The organism is Streptomyces sclerotialus (assembly GCF_040907265.1).
Classification (GTDB): Bacteria; Actinomycetota; Actinomycetes; order Streptomycetales; family Streptomycetaceae; genus Streptomyces; species Streptomyces sclerotialus.
The window spans coordinates 292,636-310,646 of the sequence record NZ_JBFOHP010000002.1 but is presented as its reverse complement, the minus strand read 5'-3'; the positions used below and the strand labels follow the sequence as shown (position 1 = coordinate 310,646).

The 18,011-nt window shown below is 70.3% G+C and carries 16 protein-coding genes and 1 pseudogene; 10 read left to right on the top strand and 7 right to left on the bottom strand.

Features of this window, described 5'->3' with window-relative positions:
* Positions 1-21 precede the first annotated feature (21 nt).
* Entirely contained in the window at positions 22-480 is a 459-nt protein-coding gene (locus AAC944_RS01545) for a hypothetical protein (protein WP_368396758.1), read from the top strand.
* Positions 481-583: 103 nt separating this feature from the next.
* On the opposite strand, the gene AAC944_RS01540 is transcribed toward AAC944_RS01545, so the two are convergent.
* The gene (locus tag AAC944_RS01540) at positions 584-1,150 is read right to left on the bottom strand and encodes a DUF1579 family protein (protein ID WP_051871319.1); all 567 of its coding nucleotides are present in this window, start codon (positions 1,148-1,150) and stop codon (positions 584-586) included.
* A 336-nt stretch (positions 1,151-1,486) separates the two neighbouring features.
* Here AAC944_RS01540 and AAC944_RS01535 point away from each other — a divergent pair, with 336 nt between their 5' ends.
* The 6 genes from AAC944_RS01535 (at position 1,487) to argG (ending at position 8,057) form a co-directional block, all read left to right on the top strand.
* Complete coding sequence (locus tag AAC944_RS01535; RefSeq protein WP_030607718.1) at positions 1,487-1,948, top strand: hypothetical protein; 462 nt, start codon at positions 1,487-1,489, stop codon at positions 1,946-1,948.
* Between the two features lie 35 nt (positions 1,949-1,983).
* Positions 1,984-2,532, top strand: a complete 549-nt coding sequence (locus tag AAC944_RS01530) for a hypothetical protein (protein WP_368396757.1) — start codon at positions 1,984-1,986, stop codon at positions 2,530-2,532.
* A 14-nt stretch (positions 2,533-2,546) separates the two neighbouring features.
* On the top strand, positions 2,547-3,773 hold the full coding sequence (locus AAC944_RS01525; protein WP_030607724.1) for an MAB_1171c family putative transporter: 1,227 nt from the start codon (positions 2,547-2,549) through the stop codon (positions 3,771-3,773).
* Complete coding sequence (locus AAC944_RS01520) at positions 3,770-5,332, top strand: amidase (protein ID WP_030607726.1); 1,563 nt, start codon at positions 3,770-3,772, stop codon at positions 5,330-5,332. The genes AAC944_RS01525 and AAC944_RS01520 overlap by 4 nt, the downstream gene beginning before the upstream one ends.
* Positions 5,333-5,720: 388 nt before the next feature.
* Positions 5,721-6,347: a DUF4232 domain-containing protein gene (locus AAC944_RS01515; RefSeq protein ID WP_030607729.1), complete on the top strand. Its 627-nt coding sequence runs from the start codon at positions 5,721-5,723 to the stop codon at positions 6,345-6,347.
* A gap of 264 nt (positions 6,348-6,611) precedes the next feature.
* Positions 6,612-8,057 carry an argininosuccinate synthase gene (gene argG, locus AAC944_RS01510; protein WP_030607732.1) on the top strand — a complete coding sequence of 482 codons (1,446 nt, stop codon included), beginning with the start codon at positions 6,612-6,614 and terminating at the stop codon, positions 8,055-8,057.
* A gap of 183 nt (positions 8,058-8,240) precedes the next feature.
* On the opposite strand, the gene AAC944_RS01505 is transcribed toward argG, so the two are convergent.
* The 3 genes and pseudogenes from AAC944_RS01505 to AAC944_RS01495 all read right to left on the bottom strand — a co-directional run bounded on the left by AAC944_RS01505 (position 8,241) and on the right by AAC944_RS01495 (position 9,590).
* Positions 8,241-8,996: a universal stress protein gene (locus tag AAC944_RS01505; RefSeq protein ID WP_368396756.1), complete on the bottom strand. Its 756-nt coding sequence runs from the start codon at positions 8,994-8,996 to the stop codon at positions 8,241-8,243.
* Between the two features lie 20 nt (positions 8,997-9,016).
* Positions 9,017-9,109, bottom strand: a pseudogene (locus tag AAC944_RS01500) (universal stress protein); the annotation flags it as partial.
* 166 nt (positions 9,110-9,275) lie between these two features.
* The gene (locus AAC944_RS01495; protein ID WP_030607740.1) at positions 9,276-9,590 is read right to left on the bottom strand and encodes a DMT family transporter; all 315 of its coding nucleotides are present in this window, start codon (positions 9,588-9,590) and stop codon (positions 9,276-9,278) included.
* A 399-nt stretch (positions 9,591-9,989) separates the two neighbouring features.
* On the opposite strand from AAC944_RS01495, the gene AAC944_RS01490 reads away from it, so the two are divergent.
* Together AAC944_RS01490 and dgoD are read left to right on the top strand one after the other, a co-directional pair.
* Complete coding sequence (locus AAC944_RS01490) at positions 9,990-11,024, top strand: LmeA family phospholipid-binding protein (protein ID WP_078888250.1); 1,035 nt, start codon at positions 9,990-9,992, stop codon at positions 11,022-11,024.
* Positions 11,025-11,181: 157 nt separating this feature from the next.
* Positions 11,182-12,327 carry a galactonate dehydratase gene (gene dgoD, locus AAC944_RS01485; RefSeq protein ID WP_030607743.1) on the top strand — a complete coding sequence of 382 codons (1,146 nt, stop codon included), beginning with the start codon at positions 11,182-11,184 and terminating at the stop codon, positions 12,325-12,327.
* A gap of 112 nt (positions 12,328-12,439) precedes the next feature.
* Here the strand turns inward: dgoD and AAC944_RS01480 are convergent, their stop codons facing one another.
* The 3 genes from AAC944_RS01480 to AAC944_RS01470 all read right to left on the bottom strand — a co-directional run bounded on the left by AAC944_RS01480 (position 12,440) and on the right by AAC944_RS01470 (position 16,703).
* Entirely contained in the window at positions 12,440-15,022 is a 2,583-nt protein-coding gene (locus tag AAC944_RS01480; protein WP_078888251.1) for a beta-galactosidase, read from the bottom strand.
* A 198-nt stretch (positions 15,023-15,220) separates the two neighbouring features.
* Positions 15,221-15,655, bottom strand: a complete 435-nt coding sequence (locus AAC944_RS01475) for a hypothetical protein (RefSeq protein WP_196942717.1) — start codon at positions 15,653-15,655, stop codon at positions 15,221-15,223.
* Between the two features lie 91 nt (positions 15,656-15,746).
* Positions 15,747-16,703 (bottom strand): LysR family transcriptional regulator, encoded by a 957-nt coding sequence (locus AAC944_RS01470; protein WP_078888252.1) that lies wholly within the window; start codon positions 16,701-16,703, stop codon positions 15,747-15,749.
* A 192-nt stretch (positions 16,704-16,895) separates the two neighbouring features.
* Here AAC944_RS01470 and AAC944_RS01465 point away from each other — a divergent pair, with 192 nt between their 5' ends.
* A complete protein-coding gene (locus tag AAC944_RS01465) occupies positions 16,896-18,005 on the top strand; it encodes a YncE family protein (RefSeq protein WP_030607750.1) in 1,110 nt (369 codons plus the stop codon).
* Positions 18,006-18,011: the final 6 nt, after the last annotated feature.

The window sequence follows — 18,011 nt, the reverse complement described above, 5'->3', positions numbered from 1 at the left end:
TGCGATCGCGGGGTCTTGATCATGTACCAGTCCCGTTCCGCTTCCCGGTCCGCTGCCCGCACCGCCGCCCGGCCTGCCGCCCGCACCGCTGCCCGTTCCGCCGCCCGGCCCGCTGCCCGGTCCCGCTCCGGTGTCCCGTTCGGCGCTGCCGACGCCGATGTCCTCCGGGTCATCTCCGACTCCCGCACCCCGGTGTTCCTCACCGTGCACGCGGGCGGGCGACGCCGGTACGGCTACTGGCAGCCGTACGACTCCAGCACCAACACCGGCGGCTGCTACGTCGCCTTGCCCACCGCTGTGTGCGACAGGCTGCATTCCGTAGGCCGGTTCACGTTCGGTGACCCGCTGGAGGACCCGGCCAAGACGACCTACCGCGTATCGCTCGCCCACACCCCGGCCGAGCCCGCCCGTGCCGCGGTTGCGCCCGTACGCATCCCGGCGGCCCCCGTACGCGCGACGGCACAGAGGCTCGCCGCATGATCCGACACCAGGAACTGGCCGTACGGGTCGGCGCCGGGCCCTGACCGCATGATCTGACATCAGCAGCCCTACAACGGCGGTCCCGACGTGACGCGAACCGGTCTCATCCGACCTTGACGAGAGTGACCTTCATGGACGGTATGTAGGTCGTTCCGTCATCGGTGCGCTCGTGCAGGACCGTCTGGACGCGGTGATCGTCGCTGAACACCACGGTGGCACGCGTGGTGTCGCCTTGGTATGTCCACGTGTCGCCGCGCGCGACGAGGCTGCTGACGGTCACGTCGCCCTGACTGTCGTAGAAGTGTGACGTGTAGTCACCACTCGCCTCGTCGTACCCGATGATCTCTACGCCGCCGACGTCGAACCCTCCGATGCGCCCATAGGCCGAGTGGACGATGAAGAACCCACCGGGCGCCCACTCGTACACGTCCGAGGTCGTGATCGTCGGCCCGGGGCTTCCGTCCTCGTTGACCGTGTGGCCCTCGTTGATCCATCTCCCCACCCAGGCCTCGAGCGCGTCGTGCTGGGGACCTCGTCCCGGCCCCTGACCGGCCGCGTGCTCGGTACCCCGATTGACGGCCACCACCCGTGGTGCCGTCTCTTCCGCCGTACCTTCTGCCATGCGTTCGGTCATGTCGTCCGTCATGTCGTCCGTCATGCCTTCCGTCATGTGCGCTCCTCTTCGTGTCGGGAGGGCGTCTCCTTTGTGTCGGGAGGGCGGCCCCCCGTCGCGCTTCGGTGGCTGCCCGGCCTCGGGCGGCGACCGTTTGAGAATGGCACAGGGGTATGACAGCCGGAGCGGACCGCACGTCGGGGGCTTGCGGGGCGTAGAGCGGGCAGACGGGCAGACGCGCAGTCAGATATCGGTTGGCTTACGGAAGGGAATCCGGTCTTCCACACCTGCGAGCGTCAACTATAGTTTAGGGCGATCGAGAGGGAGTGGCACGTGGCCGGAGTGGATGACGTGGATGACAGAGGCGGTGCTGGAGCATCGGGGGAGCACCCCGTGGCTCCCGCTCCCGATGCCGTCCCCGCCCCCGTTCCAGGGCCGGGGGCTTCGTTCGCCGAGCGGCTGAACTTCCTCTTCGACCGGGTACGCGCGCCGGGCGCCAAGGAGTTCAGTAACGCGCACGTGGCCCGGACCATCTCGTCCTACGGCGACGACAGCTTCACCGGTGCCTACATCGGCATGCTGCGCAAGGGGGAGCGGACGCCGACCATCACCCTGGTGCCGCTCCTCGCGCGGTTCTTCGGCGTGGAGGCCGGCTACTTCGTCGAGGACGAGATCACGCGCAAGGTGGCCGAGCAGTTCGAGCTCCTGCGGAAGCTCAGCGAAGCAGGCGTGAAGGAGATCGCCCTCCGCGCGATGGGACTGTCCGACAAGAGCCAGCGCAAGGTCCTGGAGGCGATCGACGCCGTGCGCGAGCTGGAAGGCCTGCCCGCCGACCCCGAGCGGGGCTCGCCATGACGGGCCGGCTGGCGTCGCGCCTGCGAGGCAGCCGCATGTGGCGCAGCCGCTGTGATCACGAAGCCGACGAGGTGGAGCGGCGCAGCCGGGCGTTCGTCGCGGAGCTGGACCTGCCGCCCGTGGACAGCGTCCTGGACCTGGTGCCGTTCATGGAGAACCGGTTCGGCCGGTCGATCCGGCTCATGCCCTTCACGCCGGACCCGTCCGACCCGGACGCCCTCGACGCCTCCGCGCCCTGCGGCATGTGGCTCGCCACCGGCACCACGGACTACGTCTTCTACGACACGGGCATCAGCCGCGCACACGCCGAGGTCATCGTCGGCCACGAGTTCGCGCACATGCTCAAGCGGCACCGCGGCAAGGCCCCGGCCGGCTCGGGCGACCTCGGCGGCCTGATCACCGGCATCGATCCCAGCATCGTTCAGCTCGTACTGGGCCGGACCCGCTACAACGAACCCGAGGAGTTCGAAGCCGAAATGGTCGGTTCCCTGCTGCAGGAGCACGTGATCAGCTCGCGTGCCACGGCCTCGCGCCCCTCCCGGGACACCGACTCCGACCCCATCGCCCGTACGCTGCTGCGCTGACCGAAGCAGGCCCCGTGAAAGACATACTCCACCCCCTGTGTCTGGCAATCGCCGGCACCGGGTTCCTCTTCCTGCTGCGCGACCTCGGCAAGAGCCGCCGCGACCGCGCCCTGGTCGCCCTGGCCTTCACGTACGGCTTCTCCGCGATCAGCTACGCCGTCTCCCTGACCTGGGTGTGGGTGCGCATCGACGGAGTCTTCGGCGTCACCAACATCTCCGTACCGCTCGCCCAGAGCTGTGTGATCCTCGTCTTCGCGCTCCAGGCCACCGTCCTTGCGTACTGGTCGAAACCGACGGCGGAGGCCCGCCGCCGCGGCCGCCTGCTGCTCGTCGCTGCCGCCGCGGTCATCGCCGGCATGGCCGTACTGTTCGCCCTGCTCACCCCGGCGACGACCCGCCCCGCCGACTTCGCCACGTACTACGCGCACGACCCCTTCTACCAGGCGTACGTGCTGCTGTACTTCGGCACGTACACCGTCGCCGAGGTCTACCTGGCGCGCTCCTGCTGGAAGTACGCCCGCACCGCGAGCAACCCGTCGATCGCCTGGGGCCTGCGGCTCATCACGGTCGGCGCGATCATCACCCTCGGGTACAGCACCATCCGGATCGGAGCGGTCGTCGGGGCCGAGGCCGGCTTCGGCGTCAGGCATCTCGACGGGTTCGCGTGGGCCTGCGGCGACATCGGCGCGACCGCCACCCAGATCGGGTACTTCCTGCCCACGCTCGCCCGCCGGACCGCCGCCGCCCGCGACTGGACGACCGCGCACCTCCGCTACCGGCGCCTGCGCCACCTGTGGGCCGCGCTGGACCAGGCGGACCCCGGCATCACGCTGCGCCGCCCGACCCCTCAGCGCGACGCCCTCCTGCGCGGCCGGAGCGCCCACTTCCCCCTGCTGCGCCGTCGTGTGGAGATCCGCCAGGGCCAGAAGCTGCTGCGCCGTTACCTCGACCCGGCCGCGCGGGACGAGTCCGAGACCCGGCGCCGGGCCGACGGCCTGACCGGCACCGACCTCGTCGCGGCCGTCACCGCCGACCAGATCCGCGACGCTCTGCTCCGGCACCGTGCGGATGAACCCGTCGGGACGCCCGCCGAGTACGCCGATGCGGAGCTGCCCCTCGACACCACCGAGGACGAGCTGACGCACCTTCAGCGCGTCGCCGCGTACTTCACCCCGCCGCCGGCGGGCTCTGTCACCACGATTTCCGGCGCCCGCAGCGCCGCCCAGGGAGCCCGCCCGTGATCCGCCGCCGTACGCTGCTCGTCGCCTCCACGGCCGCCGCCGCGGCGTCCGCCGTGACGTCCTCCGCGGCCGCCCGCCCGCGCTCCGGCGCCGGGAAGGCCGGCCGGAGCCTGCACCTGGCTCCCGCGCGTGCACAGCTCACCGCGCTGCGCCGGCGCAAGATCACCAGCCGTGACCTGCTGGAGCGGTACCTCCGGCACATCGCAGCGGCCAACCCGGACCTGAACGCGGTCGTCACCCTCGACGCCGACGCCGCCCGTACCGCCGCCGACGAGGCCGACCGTCACCTGGCCCGGACCGGCAAGCCGCTCGGCCCGCTGCACGGCCTGCCCCTCACCGTGAAGGACGCGCTGGAGACGAAGGGGCTGCGTACCACCAGCGGCTCCCCGGACCTCACCGACCACGTACCCGGCCAGGACGCCGACGCCGTCGCCCGGCTCCGCGCGGCCGGCGCCGTCATCCTCGGCAAGACGAACGTGCCGACGATGTGCCAGGACATCCAGACCTCGAACCCGGTCTTCGGCAGGACGAAGAACCCCCACGACGACACCAGGACCGCCGGCGGTTCCTCCGGCGGCCCGGCCGCCGCCGTCGCCGCGGGCCTCACCAGCCTCGAAGTCGGCTCGGACCTCGCCGGATCGCTTCGCCTCCCGGCCGCGTACTGCGGTGTGTACGCGCTGCGCACCAGCTTCGGCACCGTGCCGACCCGCGGCCACATCCCGCGCCCGCCCGGCTGGCTCACCAGCTCCGACATGCTCACTCTCGGCCCCATCGCCCGCACGCCCGAGGACCTCGGCGTCCTCCTGGACGTGCTCGCCGCCCCGGCCCCCGCGGACGCCACCGCCTGGAAGCTCGACCTCCCGGCACCGAAGCACAGCAGGCTGCGGGACTACCGCGTCGGCATCTGGCAGGACGACCCGTACTGCCACGTCGACAAGGAAACCCGGGACCTGCTGGGCCACGTCGCCGCTCTCGTGCGGTCGGCCGGCGCCACGGTCGACGACTCCACCCGCCCCGTGAACCTCGCCGACAGCGACGAGCTGTTCCAGCGCCTCATGTACGCCACGGCGAGCGCGACCGCCACCGACGAGGCGTTCGCCGACGACGTAGCGGCCGCGGAGAAGATCCCCGCCGACGACCCGAGCGGTCTCTTCCTGCGCTCGCGGACGATGCGGCACCGCGACTGGATGCTCGCGAACGAGGAGCGTGAGAAGCTGCGTGGCCGCTGGGCCGGCTACTTCGCCGACCACGACGTACTCATCACGCCGGCCACCCCGACCGCGGCCGTCGACGACCAGACCGCCACGCCGGTGCCCAGCCGGTACCTCACCGTCGACGGCGAGAAGCGGCCGTACTTCGACCAGACCGCATGGCTGAACATGGCCGGCCACGTCAAGCTCCCCGCCGCCGTACTCCCCGCCGGGAAGACCGCCGACGGGCTGCCGCTGGCCATTCAGATCATCGGTCCTTACCTGGCCGACCGCACGGTCCTCGACGTGGCCGAACACCTTGCGCGGCTCCTTCCCGATCCGGTGCGGCCGCCCGCGTTCACCGCGTGAGCGAGCACCCCTGACCCGGGCTCTTCCCGCCTCCACGGGGGTGGGGCAGGACGAGCCCGTACAGCAGAGGGCCCCAGGCGAACCTGGGGCCCTCTGTGCTGTCCGCAGCACGGAAAGAGCCCGGATACCGACGGGGGATGCGGTATCCGGGACGATGATCAGCTTAGCCCTGAGGACCCGACTCGGGCCAGCGGTTCGTGCGACGCAGGCCGGACGTCAGCGGTGCGTGAGTGGAACGTTAGCGGCTGCCGCCAAGCTGTTCTCAACGGCGGGAGCCTCCCGCCGGACAGCGGAGACATCCCGCGAGACATCCCGCGAGACATCCCGCCACGGAAACGCGGGAGCACTTCCGCCGACCTCACACCACCACCGCACGGGGGAATCCAGTATGCGTACTTCCGGAATCCGCACCGCCGTCCTGGCCGCCACCACCGCGGCACTGGCCGTGACCCTGACCGCCTGTGGCGGCTCGGGCGGCGCCGGCGCCGCTGGGTCCGGCTCCGGTTCCGGCTCCGGCAAAAGCAGCGCTGCCGACGTCACCACCACGCACGTTGCCGCCGCCCAGGACGCCACCAGCACCGCCGGCACCCGTCAGTGCGACGGCGACGAGATGTCGTACTCCGTGCTGCACCGCTTCCCGAACGAGCAGGGCGAGCACCTGCTGATCACCGCACGGAACACCGACTCCAAGCCCTGCTGGGTCACTTCCTTCCCGTCCGTCATTCTCGGGGACACCTCGAACGTCCTGGAACACTCGGACAAGGACGCCCCGGGCGGCAACACCCGGATCACCATCCGGCCCGGCAGCAAGATCTACTCCGCCGTGGCCCTCTTCGCCGACGGCACGAAGACCCACACCTCGACGGAGCTCTCCCTCGCCATGCGCGACCGGACCGGTGACACCGGCCCGGCCACCGAACTGGAAGCTCGCGACAGCAAGGGGGCGCCGTCGACGTTCACCTGGAGCGACGCCGACGTCCTGAACTGGAACAAGACCAAGCCGTACGACTTCTGATCAGCCGGCCCGCCTTCGGGCGCGGTGCGGGTGCCCTGAGTCACGTGCCGGAGCCGCGAGCCTGAGGCTCGTGGTCGCCACGTCGGCGCAGGGCACCCGCGCTGCGCATCGGTGGGGGCCGACGCCCGCGGTGGCAATGACGTGTGACCGTTTTGGGGGTTTACATGCCATTCGCGCGCTGCCATCGCAGAACCTTTCTCATGTGGAGGCCTGCCGGCGCGCATTCTCTTTGCATGAAGATGCGAGATCATGCATACTCTTCCTATGTCCAAGGTCCTCACCTCCCTTCCCGCCGGCGAGCGCGTCGGCATCGCCTTCTCCGGCGGCCTCGACACCTCCGTCGCGGTCGCGTGGATGCGCGACAAGGGTGCTATCCCGTGCACCTACACCGCCGACATCGGCCAGTACGACGAGCCCGACATCGCTTCGGTGCCCGGCCGTGCGAAGACCTACGGTGCCGAGATCGCGCGCCTGGTCGACTGCCGCGCCGCGCTGGTCGAGGAGGGCCTGGCCGCGCTCACCTGCGGCGCGTTCCACATCCGCTCGGGCGGGCGTGCTTACTTCAACACCACGCCGCTGGGCCGTGCCGTCACCGGCACGCTCCTGGTCCGGGCGATGCTGGAGGACAACGTCCAGATCTGGGGCGACGGCTCCACCTTCAAGGGCAACGACATCGAGCGGTTCTACCGCTACGGCCTGCTCGCCAACCCGAACCTGCGGATCTACAAGCCCTGGCTCGACGCGAACTTCGTGACCGAGCTCGGCGGCCGCAAGGAAATGTCGGAGTGGCTGCTCGCCCACGACCTGCCCTACCGCGACAGCACGGAGAAGGCGTACTCCACCGACGCCAACATCTGGGGCGCCACTCACGAGGCCAAGACGCTGGAGCACCTGGACACCGGCGTGGAGACCGTCGAGCCGATCATGGGCGTGCGGTTCTGGGACCCGTCCGTCGAGATCGCCACCGAGGACGTCACCATCGGCTTCGACCAGGGCCGGCCGGTGACGATCAACGGCAAGGAGTTCAGCTCCGCGGTCGACCTGGTGATGGAGGCCAACGCCATCGGCGGCCGCCACGGCATGGGCATGTCGGACCAGATCGAGAACCGGATCATCGAGGCCAAGAGCCGCGGCATCTACGAGGCGCCCGGCATGGCCCTGCTGCACGCGGCCTACGAGCGCCTGGTCAACGCGATCCACAACGAGGACACCCTCGCCCAGTACCACAACGAGGGCCGGCGCCTCGGCCGCCTCATGTACGAGGGCCGCTGGCTGGACCCGCAGGCCCTGATGGTGCGCGAGTCGCTGCAGCGCTGGGTCGGCGCGGCCGTCACCGGCGAGGTGACCCTGCGGCTGCGGCGCGGTGAGGACTACTCGATCCTCGACACCACGGGCCCGGCGTTCAGCTACCACCCGGACAAGCTGTCCATGGAGCGCACCGAGGACTCGGCGTTCGGCCCGGTGGACCGGATCGGCCAGCTCACCATGCGCAACCTCGACATCGCCGACTCCCGCGCCAAGCTGGAGCAGTACGCCGGCATCGGCCTGATCGGCACCGGCAGCCCGGCCATCGGCGCCGCCCAGGCGGCCGCGACCGGCCTGATCGGCAGCATGCCGGAGGGCGGCGCCGAGGCCATCGCCTCCCGCGGCGAGGTCTCCGCCGAGGACGAGTGGCTGGACCGCGCCGCGATGGACTCCGGCACGGACTGATCCCGGGCCAGGCCATGGACCGGCCTGGCCACGAGAACGGTCGGCCCGTCCCCCGAATGCCCGCTGTGCGCCGTACAGCGGGCATTCGGCCGCGTGTCATCGACGTACGGGACCCTCTGCTGCGGCACGGCTCACCGCCGAGTGGGGCAGGCCGTCACTCGCCCCGCCTCGTCTCGCGCCTCGTCACTCGCCGCCGACCAGGGCGACCGGGACGTCGGCGAAGTGGAGGACCGCATGTCCGACCGCGCCGATGTGGCGGCCACCGCCAGGCTGCACGTGGCAGCCGATGACCAGCAGCTGCGCATGGGATGAGGCGGTCAGCAGGATCTCCGGCGCGCTGCCGAAGCCGAGATCCTGGACCACGGGAACCTGCGGGTACCTCTCGCGCCAGGGGGCGACCGCCTCCTCCAGCGTCTGCCGCTCCAGCTCTTCGATACCACCCTGCTCGTCGGCCCGCCGTATCGTCGACGGCCGGAAGGTGAAGACCGTGGGCAGGCTCCAGGCCCGCACCGCGCGTACCGCGGCGCCGCGGGCCGCCGCTGCTTCGAAAGCGAACGACAGCGCGGAGGCCGTCTCCTCGTCCGCCCCCTGCACGCCGACGACGACTTCGTCGCCGGTCGTCCCGCCGTCCCGCTCACGGCTTCGCACCAGCACCACCGGGCACCGGACGCGCTTGAGTGCCTTGAGGCCGATCGAGCCCACCAGGAACCCCATCACCGGGCCGAGCGCGCGGGAACCCAGCACGAGCATCGTCGCGTCATTACTCCGGGCGGCCAGCATGGTGACCTCCGGGCCCGTCGCCAGCTCGGTCGTGACCCGTACACCCGGGTGACGCTCGCGTACCTGCTTCTCGGCGTCCTCCAGCAGCCGTTCGGCGGCTTGCTCCTGCTCCGAAGGGGGAGCGCGAGCGGTACGTTCGCAAGCCGCTGCGGCCCCCACGCATGCAGCAGGATGAGCGGCAGGTCGCGGTGGAGGGCCTCCTCCGCCGCCCAGTCAGCGGCAGCCAGGCTTTCAGCGGTGCCGTCGATACCGACGATGACTGGCAGGGTCATCCGATAGACCTTTCGGTGGGATGCGCGTGCCGGGGCGCACCGTCACGGTGCGTCAGGTGCGGTACGCCGGCCATGGCCGACGGCCACCGGTTCCCATGGTAGGCGGCGGGCTGCTGCTCACGTGGTTCTTACGGCCCGGGAGTTCGGAGGGCGGGGCGAGGCCGGCTCAGTGCAGCAGTTTGAGGCCGACAACGCCGCCGATGATGAGCAGCAGGCACAGCAGACGCGCGGCCGTCGCCGGATCGCCGAGCGCCACCATTCCGTAAACGGCGGTGCCCACGGCGCCGATGCCCACCCAAACGCCGTAGGCGGTGCCGAGCGGAATCTGGTTCACGGCGTACGACAGTCCGCCCATGCTGAGGGCGAGCGCGCCGAGGAAGAGCAGGGACGGCCACAACCGGGAGAAGTTCTTGGATGCCTCAAGGGCTGTCGCCCAGACCGTCTCCAGGACGCCCGACACGATGAGTACCACCCAGGCCATGACGTTCCGCTCTCCTCACGTGTGCGCGAAAGATCGACACCGACCAGTTGACCACTGTGCGCTGCCGCCCGCGCGCGGGGGTGCGGGGCCGGCGTTGCGCCGATCGGGTGGAGATCATCCTTCAGGGCTCCCGTCGCCCTCGCTCGCGCATCACCGGGACCATGGCCGGGTACGTCATGATCACCTATCCGTCCCCCACGGATACGCCGGAGGGCCCGCCGTGCTGCGGGCCCTCCGTACGTCACGGGCGGCCCCGCCGTCCGGGCCGCCGGTCGGTCGCCGCGAGCCCAGTACCGTCTGAGCAACGGGACTTGGACGAGAACGCCCGCCCTGTGATCGCATGGAGCGGTGACCTCGAACGACGGACTTCCCGCAGATCCTGCTCATGCCACAGACCCCATGGAGGCCACGACGCCCACACGGCCCTCGAACCCCGCACGGTCTTCGAAACCCACACGGCCCTCGGAATCCGCACAGCCCGCAGACCCCGAATCCGGCGGCGGGGGCCACGGGCGCCGTACCGCTCGGAGGGCTGCGAAGACGCTCGTCGCCCTGGCCGTCGTACTCGCTTTCCTCGCCCTCGGCGATCGCTGGGCCGTGCTCTACGCCGAGGACCTGGCGGGGCAGAAGGCGCAGGACGCCCTGAAGCTCCGCGCTCAGCCCGAGGTGCACATCGGCAGCTTCCCGTTCCTCACACAGGTCGCCACCGGTCAACTCGACCACGTCGAGGTCAACATCCCCGACGTACCCGCCGGACGGATATCCATAGCGCAGGTGAAGGGGACGGTGGACGACGTACGAGTCGTCGGCAGCCTGCCGACCTCGGTCAAGGGCGCGGTCCTGAGCCGCGTCCGTGGTGAGGTGTTCCTCGACTTCGACGACCTGAACCGTGAAGTAGGGGCGTCGCAGGTCCGCTTGACGCCGGGCCGTGCGAAGAACAGTGTTCTGGCGCATGGTGATCTGCCGGTGGCCGGCACGCACGCCAAGGTACGGGCGCGGGCGCATCTGCAGCGCACAGGGGACCACGGCTTGGCCATGACCGTGGCGGATGCGCGGCTGGTGGTGCCCGGCCTGCTCACCTACACGCCGGGTGAGGGCGGTGGCCTGCAGCTCGCCACCCCCGCCGCCGACAAGATCGACGAGCGCGACCTGCAGCAGGCGACCGGGCAGCGTATCCTCCCGGACCAGCTGATGAAGGGCCGCGCGCTGGACGCGCTGGTCGAGCATCCGGCGCTGCTTGAGCCCACCGGTATCGACCCGTCGCTCATCAGGGGCCTGCAGAAGGTCCGGGAGCCGAAGGTGGCGAAGGCCATGCAGTTCTCGGCTCAGCTGCCGGACGACTTGCCGGGTGACGTACAGCTTCGCGGGATCTCCGTGACGAAGGACGGCGTGCGGGCGGAGCTGTCCGGCACGGACGTGCCGCTGGGCACGTGACCCTGACCCCCTCTTGGTCCTCTTGGTGCTGCTGGTTCCTTCACATTTAATGGGGTGAGAGGCTGCTGGCGTCGCTCACGGAGTCCTCGTACGCACCCCGCCGGGAACATCCGCAGGCCCACCCGTATCCGCCCGCCCCTCCCTTGGAGCAGTACGCGTGAAGATCACCCGGGTTGAAACGTTCGCCGTCCCGCCCCGCTGGCTGTTCTGCCGTATCGAGACCGACGAGGGTGTCGTGGGGTGGGGAGAGCCCGTCGTCGAGGGCCGGGCGGCCACGGTTCGCACCGCCGTTCACGAACTCGCCGAGTACCTGGTCGGCCAGGACCCGATGCGGATCGAGGACCACTGGCAGGTGATGACGAAGGGCTCGTTCTACCGCGGCGGTCCGGTGCTTTCGAGCGCCGTCGCCGGGCTCGACCAGGCGCTGTGGGACATTGCGGGGAAGACGCTGGGGGTGCCGGTCCACGTACTGCTGGGCGGCCCGGTGCGCGAACGGGTACGGGCCTACAGCTGGGTGGGCGGTGACGAGCCAGGGGAGATCGCCGACGCCGTCCAGGCCCAAGTGGAGGCGGGCTTCACCGCCGTCAAGATGAACGCCTGCGGGCGGATGAACAAGCTGGCCACCGCCGCGGACATCACCGCCCTCGTCGAACGGGCCGCCATCGCCCGCGAAGTACTCGGCCCCGGACGGGACTTCGCGATCGACTTCCACGGGCGGTTCAGCGCCGCCAACGCGCGCCGGGTCCTGCCCCACCTCGCCGCGCTGCACCCGCTGTTCGTCGAGGAGCCCGTACTGCCCGAGTACGCCCACCGCCTGGGCGAGGTGGTCTCGGCCGCCACGGTCCCGATCGCCACCGGAGAGCGGATCTACTCGCGCACCGAGGCCCTGCCGGTGCTGCAGGCGGGTATCGCCGTACTGCAGCCGGACCTGTCGCATGCGGGAGGTATCTCGGAGGTGCGGCGCCTGGCGTCGCTGGCGGAGACGTTCGACGTGCTGCTGGCCCCGCACTGCCCGCTGGGGCCGATCTCGCTCGCCGCCAGCCTCCAAGTAGCTTTCGCCACCCCGAACTTCCTCATCCAGGAACAGAGCATCGGTATCCACTACAACGACGGTGCCGAAGTCCTGGACTACGTCGTCGACCCCGAGGTGTTCCGTTTCGACGCGGGCCACATCCGCCGGCCGCTCGGCCCCGGACTCGGCATCGAGGTCGATGAACAGGCGGTACGCCGCGCCGACAACAGCACACCGGACTGGCACAGTCCGGTGTGGCGGCACACCGACGGCTCGTTCGCGGAGTGGTGACCTTCTGGCCGGGGGGACGGGTTCGCCGGGTTTCCGTACCGGTCAGGGCTGAGTTTCTGTACCGGTCAGGGCCGTGCCCTCTGCACCAGTCAGTGCCGGGTCTCTGAACTGGTCAGTGCCGGGGCTCTGAACTGGTCAGCGTCGTACGGGGGACGGCCACCAGCTCGGCGGCCTCGATCGCGGCTCGGCTGCGGGCCGCGTCCAGCCCCTCGCGCGCCGAGGCGTCGACATAGACGCGGGTGGTGGGGTCCAGGGGGAGTACGCGGAGCTCCACGCCGTACCGCACGGCCGCTTCCGCGAAGCGGCGGAGCCCGATCTCCCACTCGGGCCCGTACCAGAAGTGGTCGGCGACGAGCTGTCCGCCGATGTAGGCGCGGGCGGCGTCACCGGTGTAGCGCATTCGCAACAGCACCTCCCCGTCACCGCCCAGAGCCGAAGCGGGGACGGTGAGGTGGTACACGGCGGCCTTGTCGAAGTCCTCCTCGCGTGGGGCGGAGGCCCGCTCACGGGGCCCTCCGGTGCGGGCCGGGGCGGCAACTGCCTCGGCCCGCAGGCATTGCAGTACCGGTTGCGGCAGGTACGGAGCCGGCCGGAGGGGCCAGCGGGTGAAGACACCGTCCGGTGCGGGCCGGCCGATGCCTGGGCCGTGCAGGGCGGTGGGCGGGGGCAGCAGCGCGATGGACGGGGCGGGGGAGGCGATGTGCAGGCGCAGTTCCGCACCGTCGGCGAGGGCCACATCGTCGCTGAGGACGAGCCGGTCTTCGCCGAATACGTGCAGACGGTTCAGCCGCAGTGCCTCGTCGTGCGACAGGACCAGGACCAGAACCCGGGCGCTGCCGGGTGGAGTGGTGCCGGACGGTGTGGTGCCGGGTGGAGTGGTGCCGGACGGGGTGATGCCGGACGGGGTGGTGCAAGGTGGAGTGGTGCCGGACGGAGTGGTCAGGGTCAGGAGCGCCCCCGTACCGGGCTCGTCGACCGTGACGAGGGTGCCGTCGGCGCCGCGTTCCACCCGCGCCGGCCCCTCGACCTCGACCTCCGCCGGGAGCGACAGGGATGCCGGGATGCCGTCGGTGGCCGCCAGTACGGTCAGCGTGGTGCCGTCCATGTCCAGTCGGGTGACGGGCTGCGCGGTGGCCCAGGCCAGGCGCAGGCCACCGCCGAGGTCCAGGCCGATCGGCCACACGAAGTGTGCGCCGGAGGGCACATCGATCGGCTGCGCGGGCAGGGTGACGGTGCGTCCGTCGCCGTCGTCGAGGTGGATGCGGAACCGGACACCGTGATGGCTGGGCAGGTTCTCGTGCGGCTGGTGGTTGTTGACGAACAGGAAGCCCTGGTCGCCCGCCGAGCGGACGGCCCAGCGCAGCGTGGTGCGGTCATCGAGCGAAGCGGGTCCGGTGCCGGGCAGCCACAGTGGCATCCGCGCCAGGCCGGCACCGTAGCCGCGCAGGAACAGGTGCTGCATGCGCAGTCCGTGGAAACTGGGCCTGACCTGGCCGTACTCACCCAGCGGCGCCTGGAAGTCGTAGGTGACCGTCGGCAGGTCGTTGGGATAGCCGGAGTCGTGGCTTTCCTGGTTGGGCTCCTTGAGGTCCATCCGCTGTGAGCAGCCGTGATAGAGGTAGTAGCCCTGCCAGACCGAACCGCTGCCCAGCTTGGTCAGCGCCAGTGCGGTGATGTCCTGACTGGGTACGAGGGGTCTGCGGTGGTACGCGATGGCCATGCCACCGCCGAGTTCGCAGGTGGCGTAGGGGTAGCGGCGGGGGTCGGTGGCAGTGCTGGTGCAGGTGCTGGTGTCGGTCTTGGTGCCAGTATCGGTGTCGGTGTCGGTGTCGGTGTCGGTATCGGTGTCGGTGTCGGTGTCGGCTGGGGTGGAAGGACGCAGATCGGCACCGATGGCGTGATCGTCGCGGATCGGCGTGAAGAAGTAGTGACGCCGCATCTCCCGCGTCCACCCCTCATGAGCGTCCTCCCAGAACGCCTCCGGATAGCCGCCGTACAAGGGCAGCAGCGCATCCCGCGGGAGCTCGGCCGCTCCCCAGGCTGTCGCGGTCCACAGCGGTGCCCGCATACCGGCGCCCTCGGCGATGCGTCGCAAGGTCGCCAGGTGTCCGGGCTGGTCGTACAGCTCGTTCTCCACCTGGACCGCCACGACGGGGCCGCCGTCGTCGTGAAAGAGACCGCGCAGCTCGTGGGCGATGCGCCGGTAGTAGGGCTCGACGAGCGCGAGGTAGGCCGGGTCGTCGGTGCGGGGAGTGCAGTCGGCGGTTGCCAGCCAGTCGGGAAAGCCGCCGTTGCGGCACTCACCGTGCGACCAGGGCCCGATCCGCACCGCCACGTCCAGCCCGAGCTCGCCGCACAGCGTCACGAAGCGGCGTACGTCCAGATTGCCGTCGAAGCGGAGCGTCCCGCGCGTGTTCTCGTGCTGGTTCCAGAACAGGTACGTGGCGATCAGGTCGATGCCGCCTGCCTTGACCTTGAGCAGTTCCTCGCGCCACTCGGCGGCCGGGTAGCGGCTGAAGTGGAACTCGCCCATCACCGGAATCCAGGGACGGCCGTCCCGTAACAGGCTCTGACTGTCAACCGTCACCGGGTGGGACGCGGTGCCCGAACTGCCCATGGGCAGACGGCCGTCCAGCGGCGCGGAGGCTCCGTGGGCATGGGCATGGGCATGGGCACGAGCGTGCAGAGACGGCATGGCAGGCAACTCCTGCGGCGACGGCTATAAGTATTCATAATCAATGCCCACCGTTGAGCCCCGGGTTGCGCGTAAGCCCCGGGCTGCGCGCACGCGACCGCGTCGTCCGCTCCCACGAGCGAACCGACGGCCTCGTGCTCAGCCATCAGGCTGTCCTCGACGCCGTCCGTGACCAGGACCGCGGCCGCGCCGAGCTGTTCAGCAGAGGATGGGCCACGCCGTATCGCCGCCGGACGGGCAGGTCCAGCACGCGATGTTGTCCACGGCCTCAGCAACCGCGGGGTGGCTGTGTCCGGGGCAGGGCGGCTGCGGCCTGCCGTGGGTCTCCTCCAGTACGGCGTCCTGGAGCTGGTCGGCCAGCAGGGTGACGGCTTCGGCTTCGGGCATCGGCTCTTCGAAGTGGACGGACACCGAGGAGCCGTCGGAGAAGGCGAGCGTGACCAGCAGCCCGACGGCAACGCCGTCCGACGCGGTGGTGCCGCCGTCCACACCCGCGCACGTGGCGGCCCCGGAGGCCCCGGCACTCGTGGGGAAGCCAGGGCCGGTGACGGTCAGCGTGTGTCCGGCAGGCGCTCCGAGCTGCGAAACTATCTCCTCGGCCCAGCTCTGGACGAGGTCATGTGAAAGATGCATGGCGGGGCCCCGCTTCGTTGTGGTGTCTTCTTCGTGGTGTCTTCGTTGTGGTGTCTTCGTTGTGGTGTCTTCACGACGTCGTCGTACTGCCCTACGAGTCACCGTCGTCCGAGTCGCTGTCCCTAGCATCGCTGTCGCCCGAGTCGTCATCGCCCGTGCCCGACGCGGACAGGAGCGCGGCCGCCAGGTGGTCGCGGAACCAGCGGTGGGCCGGGTCGGCCGAGTTACGGGGGTGCCAGGCCATGCCGAGCTCCAGAGGCTCCAGGTCAAGGGGGATGGGGAAGGTACGCAGTCCAAGGGCGGAGGTGGTGTCGGGCAGCCAGTCGGCCAGGGTGAGCGCGACGAGGTCGGTCTCCCGGGCGAGCATCATCGCACTCGTATGGCTGGGGACGACGACCGCGATCCGGCGCCGCAGGCCGAGCTCCGCGAGCGCGCTGTCGATGGGGCCGAGGCGCTTGCCGAGCCGGGAGATTCCGATGTGGTCGGCCGTGGCGAAACGGCGAGCGTCGATCCGCCCGTGGAAGAGGGGATGACCACTGCGGGCGATGCCGACGAGATCAGCCCGGGTGAGCGCCTGGGTGTGGATCTCCGGATCCAGGTGAGCGAGTACGCCCAGCTCGACATCCACCCAGCCCTGTCGCAGCGCGGGGCCGCCCTCCATCGCCTCCGGCAGGAATACCACGTCCACGTGCGGGGCTTCCGTATGAATCCGGTCAGCCAGATTTCCGGCCAGCCCCACCAGAAGCAGTTCAGCGGCCTGCACGGTGAAGGTGCGCTGGAGGTGTACGGCGTCGAAACCGGCCCCGGGACGCAGGACGTTGTCGCAGCTGCGCAGCAACGCGCTCACCTCCTCCCGCAGTTCCAGAGCTCGCGGGGTCGGAACCATTCCCTGGCCCGCGCGGACCAGCAGCGGGTCACCGACGGTGCGGCGGAGCCGAGCCAGGGTACGGCTGGCTGCCGCGGGTGACGTACCGAGTCTCTCGGCGGCGCGGGTCACGCTGTTCTCCTGGAGCAGAGCGTCCAGGGCACGCAGCAGGTTGAGATCCATGCAAGCTCCTGAACTGCACCTTTACGTATACGGCAACTATTAGCTGCCAATCTTTGCATTGTCGCGGCAGGCGCGCGTGGCGAGAGTGGAGATGTCCGCGACGACATGACACCTCAGACGTACGACGTCCCCGTCCCCCTTGCCACCTCCCCCTTCGCCACCTCCCCATTAACCTCGTTCAAGGAGCTTGCTGTGCAACAGTCCCCCCGCGCCGGCCGAGAAGGCGATGTTCTGGCAGTGGTCAGCCAGAGCGGTCCGACGGTCTCGTTCTTCGACGCCGCATCCGACCAGCTCCTCGGCACGGTCGAAGTCCCCGCCGAACCACACGAGTTGTGCTTCGATCCGGCGCAGCGACTGCTGTGGTGCACAACGGCGTACCACTCGGGCTACTACCACGCGAACACCGGCCGACGTACCGAGCTGACCGCGATCGACCCTGACACTCGCCGCATCGTCGAGATCGTCGACCTCGCCCCGGAACACGGCCCGCACGGCCTGGCACTGGACACGGCACGCCGTCGCCTCTACGTCAGCGTGGAGGGCTCGGCGGACCGGCCCGGCGGTGTCGTGGTGATCGACACGGAAACCCGTAAGCCCGTGGGCAGGATCGACACGGACGCTCCCGGCCCGCACTGGTTCGCCATCGACACGGCAGGGAAGACGGGTTACGCCACCAACAAGGAGGCGCCGTTCGTGTCGGTCGTCGACCTCGAGCGGGGCATCCTCACCGCGAAGGTCGAGGTGCCGGGCAGCGAGGGGCTCGCCGTCTCCGCCGACGGCACGCACGCCTACGTCGCCTCGCCCTACGCGGCGTTCTCCGGCACGGCGGCCTCCTCCGATACCGCGGCGTTCTCCGACACGGTGTCCTTCTCCGACACCGCCGAGGACCGGCCGGTCGCCGGAATCCGGGTCATCGACGCCCGGACGGCAGCCGTCGTCGACATCCTGCCCACGGAGAACGTCGTCCTGCCGGTGCACCTCACGACCACCGGAAAACTGCTCGTGGGCGAACTGCGCATGGAACCCGATCCGCTGTCCCGGCTCGGGCGCCACGCGCCGGGCCTCCTCACGGTGTTCTCCGCCGGCACGCACAAGCACCTCGGCGAGGTGGAAGTGGGGGCCGGCCCGCTGACCATCACCTCGTCCCCCGACGGCCGGCTCGGCTACGTGTCCTGCGTCGCCTCTTCCAGCGTCCACATCGTCGACCTGGACACCCTGCAGAGCCTGGCCCGCCTGGACATCGCCAAGCTCGACGAACCCGGCGCCCACGGCCTGGCCTACATCCCCCGCCCGGCGTACTGATGGTGT

Bases quoted from the DNA above. Each gene is read 5' to 3' on its own strand.
- AAC944_RS01545 (WP_368396758.1), top strand. From the start codon at position 22: ATGTACCAGTCCCGTTCCGCTTCCCGGTCCGCTGCCCGCACCGCCGCC.
- AAC944_RS01540 (WP_051871319.1), bottom strand. From the start codon at position 1,150: ATGACGGAAGGCATGACGGACGACATGACGGACGACATGACCGAACGC.
- AAC944_RS01530 (WP_368396757.1), top strand. From the start codon at position 1,984: ATGTGGCGCAGCCGCTGTGATCACGAAGCCGACGAGGTGGAGCGGCGC.
- AAC944_RS01515 (WP_030607729.1), top strand. From the start codon at position 5,721: ATGCGTACTTCCGGAATCCGCACCGCCGTCCTGGCCGCCACCACCGCG.
- argG (WP_030607732.1), top strand. From the start codon at position 6,612: ATGTCCAAGGTCCTCACCTCCCTTCCCGCCGGCGAGCGCGTCGGCATC.
- AAC944_RS01495 (WP_030607740.1), bottom strand. From the start codon at position 9,590: ATGGCCTGGGTGGTACTCATCGTGTCGGGCGTCCTGGAGACGGTCTGG.
- AAC944_RS01490 (WP_078888250.1), top strand. From the start codon at position 9,990: ATGGAGGCCACGACGCCCACACGGCCCTCGAACCCCGCACGGTCTTCG.
- AAC944_RS01480 (WP_078888251.1), bottom strand. From the start codon at position 15,022: ATGCCGTCTCTGCACGCTCGTGCCCATGCCCATGCCCATGCCCACGGA.
- AAC944_RS01475 (WP_196942717.1), bottom strand. From the start codon at position 15,655: ATGCATCTTTCACATGACCTCGTCCAGAGCTGGGCCGAGGAGATAGTT.
- AAC944_RS01470 (WP_078888252.1), bottom strand. From the start codon at position 16,703: ATGGATCTCAACCTGCTGCGTGCCCTGGACGCTCTGCTCCAGGAGAAC.